18 protein-coding genes are annotated in these 15,185 nt (G+C 45.5%); 6 read left to right on the top strand and 12 right to left on the bottom strand.

Annotation, left to right across the window (positions count from 1 at the left end):
• Window positions 1-12 precede the first annotated feature (12 nt).
• Window positions 13-804 (bottom strand): hypothetical protein, encoded by a 792-nt coding sequence (locus QQL66_RS00415; RefSeq protein ID WP_284377448.1) that lies wholly within the window; start codon window positions 802-804, stop codon window positions 13-15.
• A gap of 286 nt (window positions 805-1,090) precedes the next feature.
• Here QQL66_RS00415 and QQL66_RS00410 point away from each other — a divergent pair, with 286 nt between their 5' ends.
• Window positions 1,091-1,498: a hypothetical protein gene (locus QQL66_RS00410; protein ID WP_284377446.1), complete on the top strand. Its 408-nt coding sequence runs from the start codon at window positions 1,091-1,093 to the stop codon at window positions 1,496-1,498.
• A gap of 103 nt (window positions 1,499-1,601) precedes the next feature.
• Here the strand turns inward: QQL66_RS00410 and QQL66_RS00405 are convergent, their stop codons facing one another.
• From QQL66_RS00405 to dctP, 3 genes are all read right to left on the bottom strand, one after another.
• Window positions 1,602-2,465: an alpha/beta hydrolase family protein gene (locus QQL66_RS00405; RefSeq protein WP_284377444.1), complete on the bottom strand. Its 864-nt coding sequence runs from the start codon at window positions 2,463-2,465 to the stop codon at window positions 1,602-1,604.
• A gap of 90 nt (window positions 2,466-2,555) precedes the next feature.
• Window positions 2,556-3,449: a LysR substrate-binding domain-containing protein gene (locus QQL66_RS00400; RefSeq protein ID WP_284377441.1), complete on the bottom strand. Its 894-nt coding sequence runs from the start codon at window positions 3,447-3,449 to the stop codon at window positions 2,556-2,558.
• A 134-nt stretch (window positions 3,450-3,583) separates the two neighbouring features.
• Window positions 3,584-4,651: a TRAP transporter substrate-binding protein DctP gene (gene dctP / locus QQL66_RS00395; RefSeq protein WP_284377439.1), complete on the bottom strand. Its 1,068-nt coding sequence runs from the start codon at window positions 4,649-4,651 to the stop codon at window positions 3,584-3,586.
• Window positions 4,652-4,887: 236 nt separating this feature from the next.
• Here dctP and QQL66_RS00390 point away from each other — a divergent pair, with 236 nt between their 5' ends.
• The gene (locus tag QQL66_RS00390) at window positions 4,888-5,628 is read left to right on the top strand and encodes a substrate-binding periplasmic protein (protein ID WP_284377437.1); all 741 of its coding nucleotides are present in this window, start codon (window positions 4,888-4,890) and stop codon (window positions 5,626-5,628) included.
• A gap of 107 nt (window positions 5,629-5,735) precedes the next feature.
• On the top strand, window positions 5,736-6,404 hold the full coding sequence (locus QQL66_RS00385; RefSeq protein ID WP_284377435.1) for a penicillin-insensitive murein endopeptidase: 669 nt from the start codon (window positions 5,736-5,738) through the stop codon (window positions 6,402-6,404).
• A gap of 5 nt (window positions 6,405-6,409) precedes the next feature.
• Here the strand turns inward: QQL66_RS00385 and QQL66_RS00380 are convergent, their stop codons facing one another.
• Window positions 6,410-6,763 (bottom strand): winged helix-turn-helix transcriptional regulator, encoded by a 354-nt coding sequence (locus tag QQL66_RS00380; protein ID WP_284377433.1) that lies wholly within the window; start codon window positions 6,761-6,763, stop codon window positions 6,410-6,412.
• A 113-nt stretch (window positions 6,764-6,876) separates the two neighbouring features.
• On the opposite strand from QQL66_RS00380, the gene QQL66_RS00375 reads away from it, so the two are divergent.
• The 3 genes from QQL66_RS00375 to QQL66_RS00365 all read left to right on the top strand — a co-directional run bounded on the left by QQL66_RS00375 (window position 6,877) and on the right by QQL66_RS00365 (window position 8,336).
• Window positions 6,877-7,473: an NAD(P)H-dependent oxidoreductase gene (locus tag QQL66_RS00375; protein WP_284377431.1), complete on the top strand. Its 597-nt coding sequence runs from the start codon at window positions 6,877-6,879 to the stop codon at window positions 7,471-7,473.
• 114 nt (window positions 7,474-7,587) lie between these two features.
• Window positions 7,588-7,977 carry a DUF3574 domain-containing protein gene (locus tag QQL66_RS00370; protein ID WP_284377429.1) on the top strand — a complete coding sequence of 130 codons (390 nt, stop codon included), beginning with the start codon at window positions 7,588-7,590 and terminating at the stop codon, window positions 7,975-7,977.
• A gap of 35 nt (window positions 7,978-8,012) precedes the next feature.
• A complete protein-coding gene (locus QQL66_RS00365; RefSeq protein ID WP_284377426.1) occupies window positions 8,013-8,336 on the top strand; it encodes a low molecular weight protein tyrosine phosphatase family protein in 324 nt (107 codons plus the stop codon).
• Between the two features lie 26 nt (window positions 8,337-8,362).
• On the opposite strand, the gene QQL66_RS00360 is transcribed toward QQL66_RS00365, so the two are convergent.
• The 7 genes from QQL66_RS00360 to QQL66_RS00330 all read right to left on the bottom strand — a co-directional run bounded on the left by QQL66_RS00360 (window position 8,363) and on the right by QQL66_RS00330 (window position 15,144).
• Window positions 8,363-8,821, bottom strand: a complete 459-nt coding sequence (locus QQL66_RS00360; RefSeq protein WP_284377424.1) for a hypothetical protein — start codon at window positions 8,819-8,821, stop codon at window positions 8,363-8,365.
• Window positions 8,822-9,079: 258 nt separating this feature from the next.
• Window positions 9,080-10,822, bottom strand: a complete 1,743-nt coding sequence (locus QQL66_RS00355) for an ABC transporter substrate-binding protein (RefSeq protein WP_284377422.1) — start codon at window positions 10,820-10,822, stop codon at window positions 9,080-9,082.
• Between the two features lie 116 nt (window positions 10,823-10,938).
• Window positions 10,939-11,211 carry a DUF2160 domain-containing protein gene (locus QQL66_RS00350; protein WP_284378042.1) on the bottom strand — a complete coding sequence of 91 codons (273 nt, stop codon included), beginning with the start codon at window positions 11,209-11,211 and terminating at the stop codon, window positions 10,939-10,941.
• 59 nt (window positions 11,212-11,270) lie between these two features.
• On the bottom strand, window positions 11,271-12,077 hold the full coding sequence (locus QQL66_RS00345; RefSeq protein ID WP_284377420.1) for a carbohydrate ABC transporter permease: 807 nt from the start codon (window positions 12,075-12,077) through the stop codon (window positions 11,271-11,273).
• Window positions 12,061-12,954 (bottom strand): carbohydrate ABC transporter permease, encoded by an 894-nt coding sequence (locus QQL66_RS00340; protein WP_284377418.1) that lies wholly within the window; start codon window positions 12,952-12,954, stop codon window positions 12,061-12,063. Before QQL66_RS00340 ends, QQL66_RS00345 begins: the two co-directional genes overlap by 17 nt.
• Complete coding sequence (locus QQL66_RS00335) at window positions 12,951-14,051, bottom strand: ABC transporter ATP-binding protein (protein ID WP_284377416.1); 1,101 nt, start codon at window positions 14,049-14,051, stop codon at window positions 12,951-12,953. Before QQL66_RS00335 ends, QQL66_RS00340 begins: the two co-directional genes overlap by 4 nt.
• Window positions 14,044-15,144 carry an ABC transporter ATP-binding protein gene (locus QQL66_RS00330; protein ID WP_284377413.1) on the bottom strand — a complete coding sequence of 367 codons (1,101 nt, stop codon included), beginning with the start codon at window positions 15,142-15,144 and terminating at the stop codon, window positions 14,044-14,046. The genes QQL66_RS00335 and QQL66_RS00330 overlap by 8 nt, the downstream gene beginning before the upstream one ends.
• Window positions 15,145-15,185: the final 41 nt, after the last annotated feature.

The following is a 15,185-nucleotide window of genomic DNA, read 5'->3' as shown; positions in this document are numbered from 1 at the left end:
CCTTTTCTCCAATCAGTCAAAATCAATGCTACCAAAATGGACTTCTGCGTGTTCCTGTTGTTCATTCAACCAATCAGCGCGCTCTTTCTCATCCTGAATGACGTTTGCCAAAACGCGAATGGGCTCAAACCACAGCTGATATCCCATGTATTGATCGAACACTGATTTAACACCTGTCGCCAAAAACAAGGAGCGATGCTCTGAATGTTCTTCAAAATATTCAAGCAACTGATCCTGATATTGCCCGACTTGATCCATCCCCCATTGACCACAGGCACCACCGACTCGATGAGCCAACAGAGTGACAATATTTCTACAGATACCGTGTTTTTCGATCAGCGCGGCGATGTGATCATTTTGGTAGACCTCATGATCCAAATCATTCTGCAGTAATAACTCGATATATAACGGGATGTATTTGAGATCGTGCAAACACAGAAGATAGGCGGCGTTCTCTGCCAGCGGATTCTCGTCATCCTGCCAAATATTGGCTTCGTTTGCCCGACACCACATATTTGCGTTGCTGATAAAATTAACCGCTTTAGCTTCCAGCGTTGAGTTACCAACAAACTTCGAGAAGACAGTTTCCTCGTCTACTAATCCTTCTGGAGTAATGACATCAATGGAATACGTCAAAGTACCGTATTCGACCTTCACATTGTGCTTAGAGAGATTTTCATCAATCTGATGGGTCAGATCGAGGTACACATCAGCCAAGGCATTTAGACTTTCGAACGAGTTAAAATCATCAACTTCTATATTGAAGATGATTTCAGAATGGGATGTTTTGATGGTTGTCTTCAATGTGGATTCTCAGCAAAAAAATATAAAACTCTGTAAGTATCATAGAGATACAATTACTAGTCATTTGAAGCGAACATTAAATCACAAAACGTACTATTTTGTCTTTTTGGACAGGAATTTATTGATTGAACAGAGGAAAAACGCAGAAAACACCACAAGTATGATTGATGCACTCAAGCTTAGATTTCATAGCAATAGCAATTCAAAACTGACACTATTGTTCATTTTATTCATCCCTCACATAGTCTTTATCCCAAACTTCAAAGTTAGATCATCAAGGAATGAAATGTTTAATCGAAAGTTAATTATCGGGGTATTTGTATTAATTCCTTGTCTACTAATGGTTTTCTTACCTATTTATTCCGTTGTGAGTGGCTACCTCAATCCTAGTTTAGAGCACCTAGAAAGAGCTAAGACTCTCCTTCCAAACTCTACATTACTGCAAATTGGCTTTAGTTCTGGTAGCTACTCTTGTGTTAATGACGTATGCGATTACAGTCATACCTTTGATCAACGCCAATATATAAGTGTTTCTGGTATTGATAGAGTTGTCACAATTAAAAAATCATATGAAGGCAAGTGGATAGAATCTTCAATAGATACCACACCAAAATTCTGGCTTTCACTCATAGCTTGGTATGCAGTGGTCTTCGTGGGGTTATTCTTTTCAGGAAGAGAGCTGAGACGTAAATAGCAAAGGAAATAAAAGCATCCACAGATAACTCACAAATCAATGGGCCAGCGCTATTCTGGCCCACGAACTTAATGGCAATGAACCAACCCTGTTGCCATTTCTATTAAGAGAACTGCCCAAACCACTCAATCGCATTGGGCCAAAGTTTGTCCTTATGCTGTCGTTTGAAGAATCCGAAGTGCCCGATTTCCTTGATACCGAAATCCTTCGGATCAATCACTTCCAGTTCATGGTCTGCCTGTCTGTAAAAATGTTTAAGCGCCTTAACCGCCTTTAACGGAGCAAAATCCAGATCGTCTTTGATCACCAAGAAACGCATTTTTTTATCAAACTGATGAAAGAACTTCCGGAGGGGCTGACCTTGCTCATCACTTATGAAGTTAGGGTTCTTGCACCAGCGAGCCCATTCTAAGGCAATGTTTCCTGGCAGTGGGGTTCCTCCCAACATAAAGCCCGGCACATACCCCACAGTTTTACTAAACATTGGAATAAGGCCGTACCACATCAGCAGGATTTTTGGTGTCTGTGGTAACCCCCAGTGTTTCCAATATCCGTTTTGCGCTGCAACACAATATACGCTGGTCAGTTTTGAGTTGTTGGCGGCCAACCCCACGAGCTGACCGCCGACACTGTGACCAATGCAATGCCAACTCAGGTCTGGATAACGATTCACTGCGTAATCAATGACTGCCGAAAAGTCTTGTTCGCCCCAGGCTCGCATACTCAGCTTTTCGCTGTCTTGCTTAGCAACTGTTGAGGCACCGATGCCTCGGTAATCGTAAGTAATCACAAGATAACCATGTTCAGCCAAATGCTCGGCGAAGGCTTGATAATACCCTTGGCTCACCGCCGTGGCCGAGTTGATGATAATGCCCGCCAGAGCCTCTTCCGTTGAAGAATCAGCAGGGAAATAGAGGTTGCCTTTGATGGTCAAGCCATCATGCGTTTGTATGTTGATGCTTTCCATGATCTCTCCTTAGCGAGGATGTTCTAAGTCGAGAATAAGAAAGAAGGTACTTACCTGACAAACGAGTTTTTCATTCACTTCAGATAAGTTTTATTTATCTGAATTAGAACTAATAACGCGTTTTATCCATGTTTGAAACGATTGAATCCTGGGGTCATTTGCTTCTGACTTTAGGTAAACCAAGTACAACTTACCAAATTCGGTGACTTGATCAGGAAAAGGAAGCATTAATTTTTTCGTACGAAGTAATTCTTTTAAAGCTGGAATATAGCCCATTGCCAAGCCCAACCCCTGAACCACAGAATCCAGAACCGCCTGATAATTATCCAGGCTTAGCTCTTCATTAGGTAACCCTTTAAAGCCCCACTCTTGTTGCCATAATTGCCAGGAATTCGGGTCGACTGAAAGACGAATAATACGATGCTGATCAAGCACTTTGGTTTGATCGTTTCGATGACGTTCCCAATAGTCATAAGTACATACAGGGCTGATTAAGACAGGAGATAAAGCTTCGTAGTGCAACTCAGGTTCATCACCTTTGGTGTGACGAATCGCTACGTCGATGTGCTCTTCTTTGAAGTTTGCACGACGTACTTGAGATTGAATGTCTATGGGTAGCTCTGGGTGTTCATCTTTAAACGACTGAATATTGGGTATCAACATAGAATTAGTAATGAAAGGAATACAGCTAATCCTAAACACTGAAGGTTGATGTTTTGTCATTAACCGATCGGTGGCTCGATGAAGCTGTAGCATGGCATTTTGTACGTCCTGGAAATACTGATTGCCTTCAGCCGTTAGCTCCAGTGCCCTATTTAAACGTTTGAACAACGCCACCCCCAAATGCGCTTCTAACACTTTGATTTGATGACTCATCGCTGGCGGCGAGATACACAATTCTTCGGCGGCTTTTTTGAAGCTTAGGTGACGAGCCGCCGCTTCAAACGCATTGAGTACATTGAGAGAAGGAAGACGCTTTGCCATGAAATGCCTGTTGATGCTCTTGTAAGGGGTTGAATACGTTTAGAGTATCAACAAACAATATAACTTAACCACCTACGCTTTATACATCTTCCCATCATGGATTATCTCTTTAATGGCATTATTGAGTGTGTTGATTAATCATAAGCCCCAAAGGTTTTGTAGTACTCGTCGTAATTCGATTTATAACGCATTTTGCTTTCATAAATCGTATTGAACGCGTCACTCTCATCACGGTAACGTTTGTACACTTTATCCGACGTTAACTTCCATACTTCAAGATCCTCCTTGCTCCAGGTCGCCACGTCATGCCCGTCTTCAATAAAATTTCGATAGGCAGAAATATCTATATTCTTACTCTTCAAGGTGGTGGTTAAGGTGTAATCCTTCATGGCGGATTCCAGTATCGCTTGTAGATCCGGGGGAAGCGCATTATAGGCTTCTTTGTTGATCAGAAAATCAGCCAACACGGACGGTTGCCAGACGGCTGGGGCGATCAAGTAAGGGTAGGATTTGGCAAACCCCATGCTTAGGGTGGCGCCGGGGACTGTCCATTCGACACCGTCCAACAATCCACTGTTTGCCAGAGGAATAATTTCTTCTGGTGTAACAGGCGTTGCAAATGCCCCTGACGCTTCAATCAGAGTATCCGCAGGAATGCCTGGACCAATACGGATCTTTTTATCTTTAAGGTCTTTGAGTCCTTCAATTTTAGTTCGGGAAAGAATGCCTAATTCCATGCCAGCCCACCAGGCCGGCCGCCAAATTATACCTTGAGACATCGATAGTTCGTTCGCTAACTTTGTTCCTTCACCTTCATAAAAGTACAGCATCGACGCATCAATATTCATGAAATCGTAAGGACCAGATTGAATAGCCGCCCAACCTATATTTTGATTAAGCCACCAGTTTGGCCAACCCAATGCCATTTCCGTAATGCCTTCTTTTACGCCTGAGAAAAGTTCAGCCCCTTTAGTGATCATGGCTTCCGAATACGGGGTAATAATTAAACGACCCTGGCTCATGACTTTCACTTTTTCCGTGAATTCAACCAACGTCTGATAATCAGGGTTTTGTTCCGGCGCTTGAGATTGAATCTTCCATGTAAACGTCTTAGGTGTTCGGGATTCTTTTTGATAGTCACCAATGAAATACCCAAAGAGCACGGCACCAAGTAATAGCACGGTTTGCACAGATCGTGTCATGACCTCTTCCTACATAAAGAAAACGGTTTAAAACTCACGTTTTAAGAACTAATTTTTTGGTAACAGTATTGAGTGTAGCTATAACCTTGGTAATTCGCAGAGTCGAAATAAAAATGAGATAGATAACAAAGCCTTTCTTTCCCCTCTCAACCGTGAGTCGGGAAAAATCATCCACCCCGTTGGTTGAGGAAGAATTGGTTTACACTCAATGTATGCGGTTCGATGAGTGCCAGGTGATGAAGTACCTGATTACGATACTAATGCTGAGCCTATTCAGTCTCAGCACTCAAGGATCAGAAGAAAAAAGGATCACAGTAGCCACTCTAGAGTTTTCCCCTTACGTCAGTGCCAAACTCCCTAATAATGGGTGGGCTTGGGAAATCGTCGAAGAGGCATTTTCGCGCCAGGGGTATCAAGCGAAGTTAAGAATTATGCCCTGGGCTCGGGCAGTAGAAATGACCAAAGACGGCCAGGTTGATGCGTTGTATCTGGCTAATAAAAACCCTGAACGCGAAACCTGGGCTGTGTTTAGTGAACCCGTCGGTGAAGAGCTATCTGTTGCCTTCAAACATGTTGAAAAAGATATAAGAATCCATTCGTTATCGGATCTGACCTTTTACAGTGTGATTGGCTTACGCGGCTCCCATGTGGTGGATAAGATTCGCAAAGCCGGTGTTGAAATCTCCGGGGTCGCCAACATACAACAGGGTATACAAATGCTGTTCTACCAACGAGCGGATCTCTTTGTAGCCGACCATTACGTGACCAACTACATGCTGGATCATGAATTTCCCCAGTCGTATAAATCTACGATTGAGTTTTTAGATACGCCGCTGGATGTAAATCAACTGCATCTGGCTATTTCCAGGAAAATCCCCAATCACCTGAATCTGGTCAAACTGTTTAATGCCGGGCTTGAAGAAATCACTGCCGATGGCACCTATCAACGAATTCTCGAAAAACATGGCTTTGAGTAACATCGGCAATCTAACCATTACTCATAACATCAAATAATCATCAAATAATCATCAATGTCTTGTGATATTCTTCTTTGGTTATCATTCACTATGTTACGTCTACAGATATGAAAAACCTGCTTCCATTTCTACTCTTGTTCCCCTTGCTAGCCTCTGCCAACACCAGTACCTGCTATGGAACAACTTCTTCAGGTCGCCTGGAAAACGGCATTCAATTACCTGCTGAGGGTAATAACTTCGTCGGATACAGTTCCATTGCCAAGTTAGTCGGAAGAACCTATGTGCATTCTAGCGTCAGAGACATCATCGTTGCGTCGTACAAAGATCTAGAGACGGAGCAACCCAATAAAGTATTCAAATATGCAGAAACCGGATTTGAAGAAGGCGGTCCCTTCAAGCCTCATAAAACCCATCAAAACGGCTTATCAGTAGACTTTATGACACCTGTAATTAACAAAGATGGTGAGTCTGTTCATCTTCCAACGAATCCTTTAAATAAGTTTGGCTATAGCATCGAGTTTGATGCCAATGACCAATTCGAAGGAATGCGTATCGATTACGAAGCCATTGCTGCACATATCGTCGCACTCCACAAACAAGCAAGAAAACGTGGGTATGACTTATGGCGTGTGATATTTGACCCAAAGCTTCAACCCAACCTGTTTAAAACCCAATACTCAAATTACTTAACAACGCACATTCAGTTTTCGAAAAAACCTTCCTGGGTACGACATGATGAACACTATCATGTGGATTTTAAAATACCTTGTAAGTGAATGGCTTACGCCCCCTCACGCTCTTTGCTTTCAAGTCCTTCCAAATGCCGAATGCCCCACTCTCTCAACGCATGAATCACCGGCACCAAGGTTTCGCCATAAGCAGACATGGAATATTCCACTTTGGGCGGAATTTCAGGGTACACAGTTCGGATAATTAGGTTGTCCGCTTCCAGCTCGCGCAGCTGTTTGGTCAACATCCTTTGGGTGACGTCCGGCATTAATCGGCGCAGTTCATTAAAGCGATGTGTTTTAGCCAATAAGTGATAAAGAATCACCCCTTTCCACTTCCCACCGATCGTATTGAGCGTTGCTTCCACAGGGCAACCTAAGTTGCAGTCATAGTCAGAATGTTTCATGAATAACCCTGAGACAGTATACAAAAGGGTACTATATACCAAAATTGTGCGTACTTATATTTATGGAACATATCAACTATCTTGGCCGTACATTCCATAAACCAAGGTGAATTATGAAAACTGTTGTTATCTTTGCGCACTCCGATGTCAAAAACGCTTCTATTGCGAACCGTCTGATTATTGATCGATTAAACACCGTTGATGGTGTGGAAATCAGAGACCTCTATCAACTGTATCCAGATTTCAAGATCGATATCGAAGCCGAGCAGCATGCAATGAGTGATGCCGATGTCATCCTGTTTCAATATCCTTTCCATTGGTACAGTATCCCTGGCCTTCTCAAAGAATGGATGGATCGAGTGTTCTTGCGCGGATTCGCATACGGCCCCGGAAGAAAACTGGAAGGTAAAGACTTCCTGATCTCGACGACCATAGGTGGGCCGAAAGACAGCTATCAGGAAGGCGGACACAACTTATTCACTGTCCAAGACTTCTTAAAACCTATGGTTCAAACTGCTAACTTTACCGGTATGAAATATAACGAGCCCGTCGTCTCTCACGGCATGGTGTTTATTCCGAATGGAGACAACTCACGAGAAGACATCGAACAAAGAGCCATTGATCATGCCGATCGGTTGATCCAACGGTTAGATGATTTCGCTAAAAAATATGAATCACAGAACATTCCAGAAGCAACCGAATTGGCGTAGATTAACTAACCATGAACAGGTCGGAGTAGATAGATTTTAAATTCAAAGAATAACCAGAACTCTGACCTAACCAAACCTTGTGACTCTATATCACTCCACGGATGGAATTAGATTATGAAAAGCCCTCTCCGCAACCTACTACTAGCTCTACTGATTCTGGGCGCCAGCACCACCAGCTACGCAGATGACATCGTCCGATTAAGGATGTTTTTTGGCCTTTCCCTGCCCTCTGGTGGCGCCGTGTCACTGGCCGATTGGCAGTCGTTTCAGGACAACGAAATCGTTAACACCTTTGACGGCTTTAACGTCGTGGATTCAGTGGGTTATTACAAAGGAAAACCGGAGCGATCAAAAATCGTCACCGTCATTGTTGAATCCAAAGATGTTCCCAAAGCAAAAGAATTGGCTGCTCTGTACTCTAAGAAATTTCATCAAGAATCCGTGATGATCGTTAAAGTACCCGTCTTGGAATGGAGTTTTATCGGGCCGGATTATGAAGGTTAGGTATTCTATTACTGTGATAAACAAAGGATTGATTTATGACGAAAATCTTATTTCTCTGCAGTAAAAACAAACTCCGTAGCCCGACAGCCGAAGCTATTTTCTGCAATGTAGAAGGTTGGGAGGTAACGTCTGCGGGCATAAGTAATGACGCAGAAGTCCCGGTAAGCCTGGAAGATATCGAATGGGCGGATTACATCTTTGTGATGGAAAACGCCCACAAAAAGAAGTTAGCCAACAAGTTCGGTCGTGCTCTCAATAAGCAAGTGGTGATTTCCTTGGGGATTCCTGATGACTATGACTACATGGATGAAGAGCTGATCAGGATTCTCAAGAGTAAAGTACCGGACTTGGTGCGTTAGTTAATCACTGTCCCTGATACATTATCCTATCTCAACTGAATCTGAACGGATTGATCCACCTGTAAGCCATGTACGGCAGTACTGCCAAAAGTATCCGGTGAACCAGTGATACGAATGTTATTAAATTCAATGGTGTCGATGGTAATATGGCTTGCCTGCAGTAATTCATTTAAGCCCACCACAACTTCACTTTCTTCTGTCGTTTCACCTTGAATAAGCACCTCTCGACCATCCAGTTCCAAGCCTTCTAGTTCAATGTCGGCTTCGAGCGGAACGGCTTCTTTAATGGTATTCACAGCAGACAATAAAACACTGGACGCTAATACTTGCTCGATTTGCTCTTCTTCCAGTGCTTTACCATTTTGAGCGGTGGTGAGACTCATTTCTTCTTCTGACAGAGGCTCCAAGGCATAGAGAGGAGCAGAACAAAGAGCCCAGCCGGCCAATACAGACCCTGTAATCCATGACGTTATTTGATGGTTCATAGTATTCTCCTGAATTTCCACCGAACACAATATGAGCATTAACTCACATAATATTTTATCAGGTTTCAGTACAACCTCTTTATGGTTAGACGCCATTCACCAAGATATTTTGACAACCTCGACAAGCTAATCATGTCTGCATAAAAAAACCCTCCAACCTGGATCTCAGAAAGGAGGGTTTTCGAATCAATGAGCACTAAGTAAACAAGTACTAAATGAGTACCAAATAAGTACTATGGGCTCTGATTTATCGGAGGATTAATCCAGGCTGGATACTTGCCAGCTCTTTAGCAATTGCTCATAAGGAACGGTTTCACCTTGTGGCTTCTCGTTTGCCAACTTCGCTTTCGGCGCACCTTCTTTCGACAACCAGTACTCAGCATCACGCTTAGGATTTAGTTTAGGACCACAATCGCCCTGCACTTTTGAGCGCTCCAAACGCTTCAACACTTTATCCTGTGCATTTGCCAAGCCATCCAATGCTTCCTGCGGGGTAGATTCACCACTCGCTGCTTCCGCAATGTACTGCCACCATAGCTGAGCCAGTTTTGGATAATCCGGTACGTTAGTGCCAGTTGGAGTCCACTGCTTACGCGCAGGGCTACGATAGAACTCAACCAGTCCACCTAATTTTGGTGCTGCATCTGTCATCGCCTGAGAGTTAATGTCTGACTCACGAATCGGCGTCAAACCAACCAAAGTTTTCTTAAGTGATACCGATTTCGACACTGTGAACTGAGCATACAACCAAGCCGCCAAACGGTTTTTCTCAGGCGTAGAGTTTAGGAACGTCCAAGAACCGGCGTCCTGATACCCCAACTTCATGCCTTCTTCCCAGTATGGCCCTTTTGGTGATGGCGCCATACGCCATTTTGGTGTTCCGTCTTCATTTACAACCGGCAGGCCTTCTTTGGTCATGCTGGAAGTAAAGGCGGTGTACCAGAAGATTTGTTGCGCGATACCACCTTGCGCTGGAACCGGACCGGCTTCTGAGAAAGTCATGCCTTGAGCTTCTGGCGGCGCATATTGACGTAGCCAGTCAACGTATTTAGTGGTTGCATAAACAGCGGCCGGGCCGTTAGTGGCACCACCACGCTCTACGCTGGAACCAACCGGCTGACAGCCTTCTACACGAATGCCCCACTCATCCACAGGGAAACCGTTTGGCAAGTTCTTATCACCCGCACCCGCCATAGAGAACCAGGCATCGGTGAAACGCCAACCCAGCGATGGGTCTTTCTTGCCGTAGTCCATATGACCATAGACAGGTTGACCATCAATTTCTTTTACGTGTTTAGAGAAGAATTCTGCAATGTCTTCATACGCAGACCAGTTCTTAGGTACGCCTAGCTCATAGCCGTAAATGTTTTTGAACTGGGCTTTTAAATCCGCACGCGCAAACCAGTCAGCACGGAACCAATAGAGGTTTGCGAACTGTTGATCTGGTAGCTGGTAAATTTTACCGTCTGGGCCGGTGGTGAAATCGATGCCGATGAAATCGTCCAGATCCAGAGTCGGCAAGGTTAAATCTTTCGCTTCGTTCTTGATCATGTCTGAAATAGGAACCACTTTTCCATAACGGAAGTGCGTACCGATCAGGTCTGAGTCATTGATGTATGCGTCATAAATGCTACGACCAGATTGCATCTGGGTTTGCAGTTTTTCGACCACATCCCCTTCCTGAATCAGGTCATGATTCACTTTAATGCCGGTGATTTCTTCGAACGCTTTCGCTAATACTTTCGACTCGTATTCATGCGTGGCGATGGTTTCAGAAACAACGTTGATGGTCATGCCACGAAACGGCTTAGACGCTTCCGTGAACCATGCCAGTTCTTTCATTTGCTCTTCCTTGCTGATGCTGGACTGAGTGAATTCTTCACCTAGCCACTTTTTAGACGCATCAGAGTATTGGTCGGCATACGCAGAGCCACCCATTGCAGAAAACGTAATGGCTGCACTGAGTGCGATTCCCTTTGATGTTTTTGTATTTATTTTCATGTCTAGCCTCTTATAGCTATCTCTAGTTTCGCGTCGACCAGCTTTGATGAAACTGGTGCGTAAAGCGTCCGTACTACTTTGGTTCAGACGAAAAAATGTCTTCATGAGCGCATCCTCTACCCCCATCGAAGCACTATTCCTACCCATACCACCGAGATGGCGAGCGCAATCCATAAGCTGATTTCACTTACCCCCAAAAACACCAAGTGGATAAATGCGCTACTAAGGAGCCCGATAAATAACCGATCCCCTCGCGAGGTCTCGATGGGTAGAAAACCTTTGCGTTCCGTACTCGGAACCTTAATTTCGTAAATGGTCATACAAACCAACATCAGGGCAATCACACTGAAGAAGATTGCCGTGGTCTGTGTCCATGCCATCCAACTGATCATAAAATTCTCTCCTGTCTCAGCCGACCTTTCCTTCATCAGGATACCGACTGAATGCCTTAAACTCGTCCGAGTGCGAACCCTTTCGCCACATGATTCCGTACAAACCAAATCACCAATAATCCTGGAATAATGGTCAGCACCCCGGCGGCAGCCAACACGCCCCAATCAATGCCCGTAGCACCGATAGTTCGGGTCATAATCGCTGCAATCGGTTTGGCTTCAACGGACGTCAATGTACGAGCCAATAACAACTCCACCCAAGAGAACATAAAGGCAAAGAAGGCCGTTACCCCGATTCCGGAACGAATCATTGGCAGGAAGATACGGACAAAGAATCTCGGAAAGCTGTAGCCATCGATGTAGGCCGTTTCGTCGATCTCACGCGGGACACCGGACATAAAACCTTCCAGAATCCACACCGCCAAAGGCACGTTAAACAAGCAGTGCGCCAGCGCCACCGCTATATGGGTATCGAACAAGCCCACCGACGAATACAGCTGGAAGAAAGGCAACAAGAACACCGCCGGTGGTGCCATTCGGTTGGTCAGCAACCAGAAGAACATTTGTTTGTCGCCCAGAAACTTATAACGACTGAACGCATAGGCCGCCGGAAGCGCCACCAACAAGGTAATGATCACGTTCATCGACACGTAAATCATCGAGTTGAAGTAACCGGTATACCAGGTTGGGTCAGTAAAGATGACCACATAGTTTTCCAGGGTGAAATTCGTCGGCCATAACGACAATCCCCCCAGGATTTCTTCATTACTCTTGAACGACATGTTCAACAGCCAATAGATAGGCACCAATACAAATAGGATATAAAGCGTGATACCCAGTGCTTTCTTACGCGTCATTTCCATGTTGGCCTCCTTTGTCGTCCTTATCCATGTGACTGATTGTGGTGAAGAACAACCAGGAAACGAGTAACACGATCAAGAAATAGATCAATGAGAATGCTGCCGCAGGCCCCAAATCAAATTGGCCAATCGCCATTTTGGTCAAGGTCTGACTGAGGAAGGTGGTCGAGTTACCTGGGCCACCACCGGTTAAGACGAAAGGCTCAGTGTAGATCATGAAGCTGTCCATAAAGCGCAACAGCACGGCAATCACCAACACGTTCTTCAACTTAGGCAACTGAATATGACGGAAGACCGCCCATTTAGAGGCACGATCAATGCGCGCAGCCTGATAGAAGGCTTCCGGTATCGCACGCAGGCCGGAATAACACAGCAATGCCACCAGCGGCGTCCAGTGCCAAACATCCATCAGCAACACGGTTGCCCAGGCGTCCGCAGGGTCAGAGGCATAGTTGTAATCCAACCCCAGACTGGTCATTGCAGAACCAAACAAACCGATATCAGCCCGACCAAAGATCTGCCAAATAGTACCCACCACGTTCCAGGGGATTAACAAAGGAATGGCTACCAGAATCAAGCACACTGAGGCCATTTTGCCTTTAGTGGGCATCATCAGCGCGATACAAATGCCTAACGGAATTTCAATCGCCAACACCGCAAATGAATAGATAAACTGGCGCAGCAGCGATTCATGCAAACGGGGATTCGTTAGGATTTCCCGATACCACTCGGCACCTACAAAGTAAGCTGTGTTCTGATCAAAGATGTCCTGTACGGAGTAGTTCACTACCGTCATTAACGGAATAATGGCCGAGAACGCCACCAGCAAGAAAACAGGAATCACCAAGAACCATGCGCGGTTGTTTTCTACTTTTCTCATGACTCTGCCTCCTCAACCATATACTCATCGATGTAGAGCTTTAACCATTGTGCCGGGAAGGTAACGTACGCCGTCTTGGTTGGAGAGACCGTGTTTTCCTCCAAAATGGCTTTGATTTCCCAATCGCCGAGTTTCAATGCCAACACCTTATAGGTGCCAAGATCTTCTTCGAACAAGACCTCACACTGATAGCAACCTTCACTTGGCTCATGCGACACTTGTACAAACTCAGGACGAATCCCGATCTTCACGTTATTAGAGGAGGACGCTTGAAGGATGTCGTTCAAACCAGACGGAAGCGCCATATCCACACCACCGAAGAAAACACCTTCAGGGCTTCGGCGTACTTCCGTAATGTTCATGCCCGGACTACCAATGAAATAGCCCACAAAGGTATGATTAGGACGCTCGAACAACTCACGCGGGGTTCCGAACTGGACAATCTGTCCGTCGTACATCACCGCAATTTGATCGGCAAAGGTGGATGCTTCCAACTGATCGTGTGTCACATACACCATAGTGATGTTGAATTGCTCATGGATCTGTTTGAGCTTACGACGCAGCTTCCATTTCAAGTGCGGGTCAATCACCGTCAGCGGTTCATCAAACAGAATCGCCGACACGTTATCGCGCACCAGGCCTCGGCCCATCGACACTTTTTGTTTTTCATCTGCCGTCAGGTTTTTCGCCTTCTTCTTCAGAACATCTTGCAGCTCCAGAATCTCAGCAATTTCATTCACCTTGGCGATGACTTTTGGCTCAGGCACCTTCTGATTGCGTAACGGAAAGGCTAAATTATCGAACACCGTCATGGAGTCATAGACCACCGGGAACTGGAACACCTGCGCGATGTTTCTGTCTTCCGGCGGAATATCATTCACCACTACGTTGTCGAAACGAATCTCACCACCAGAAGGTGAGAGTAAGCCGGAAATAATATTCAGCAAGGTGCTCTTGCCGCAGCCGGACGGGCCGAGCAATGCATAGGCTTTTCCATGCTCCCACACGTGGTTCATCTCACGGATGGCATAATCTTCTGGTCGGTTGGGGTTTTTACTGTAACTGTGAGCCAGCGACTTTAAATGAATCTCAGCCATGGTTCAGACCTCCTACCACAGGAGAAGGGGCTTTAATCAAGTTCCCTTGCATATCAAACACAAACAAACGGTGTGCAGGCAGGTACACATTCACATCGGTATCCGTGTGAAATTCGTAGACGCCAGACAACTGCATAACTAACGGAAAGTGCTTATTACGCACATGAAGGAAGGACTCGGAGCCACTGATCTCAGACAGCTCAACGGTCACCGCTAACTCAAGATCGTCATCATTTTGCGGAACCAGCCCGATATGATTTGGACGAATGCCGAACTTGTAATTATCCGGCGGAAGATCCTGCAGCTCCTGAACTAACGGGAAATGAACCGCATCGCTGATGAACACCTGACTTTCAGTAATTTTACCGTCCACCAGATTAATCGGAGGCTCGCTGAACAATTCCGCCGCATCCACGTTGGATGGATTACGATAGACATCAGAGGCAGGCCCGGTTTGAATCACATGCCCTTCGTGCAACAAGGTCGTTGTTCCGCCCAGGGCCAACGCTTCGTTCGGTTCCGTGGTGGCGTATACCGCAATGGTGTTTCTGGCTTTAAACAGGCTACGCAATTCCTGTCGTAACTCTTCACGTAACTTGTAATCAAGATTGACCAAAGGCTCATCAAACAACACCAGGCTGGCGTCCTTCACCAAGGCTCTGGCCATTGCGGTTCGCTGTTGCTGACCACCGGATAATTCCATTGGATGCTTTTCGAGATACGCTTCAATGTGCAGCAACTCAGCCACTTCTTTTACACGACGGGTAATTTCAGCCGACTTCACTTTTGCTAAACGCAATGGCGATGCAATGTTTTCCCACACGGTCAGATTCGGGTAGTTGATGAATTGCTGATAGACCATCGAGATATTGCGTTTCTGGACCGGCACACCGGTGACATCCACGCTGTTCATCAACACCCTGCCCGTCGTCGGACGATCCAGACCCGCCATCAGGCGCATTAACGAGGTCTTCCCCGCCAGTGTTCTGCCCAGCAGTACATTAAAGGAACCGGGTTCCAAAGTGAGATTGGTCGGGTGAATATGGGTTTCCCCATCCACAACACTGCTCACATTTTCTAAAGTCAGCGACATTCAACTGTCCTTTCTTATTCTTGTCTTTATGAACTCTTAGG

It is taken from the genome of Litoribrevibacter albus (assembly GCF_030159995.1).
Lineage (GTDB): Bacteria > Pseudomonadota > Gammaproteobacteria > Pseudomonadales > Litoribrevibacteraceae > Litoribrevibacter > Litoribrevibacter albus.
Note: the sequence above shows the minus strand (reverse complement) of the source record. Positions and strands in the feature narration are given on the sequence as shown.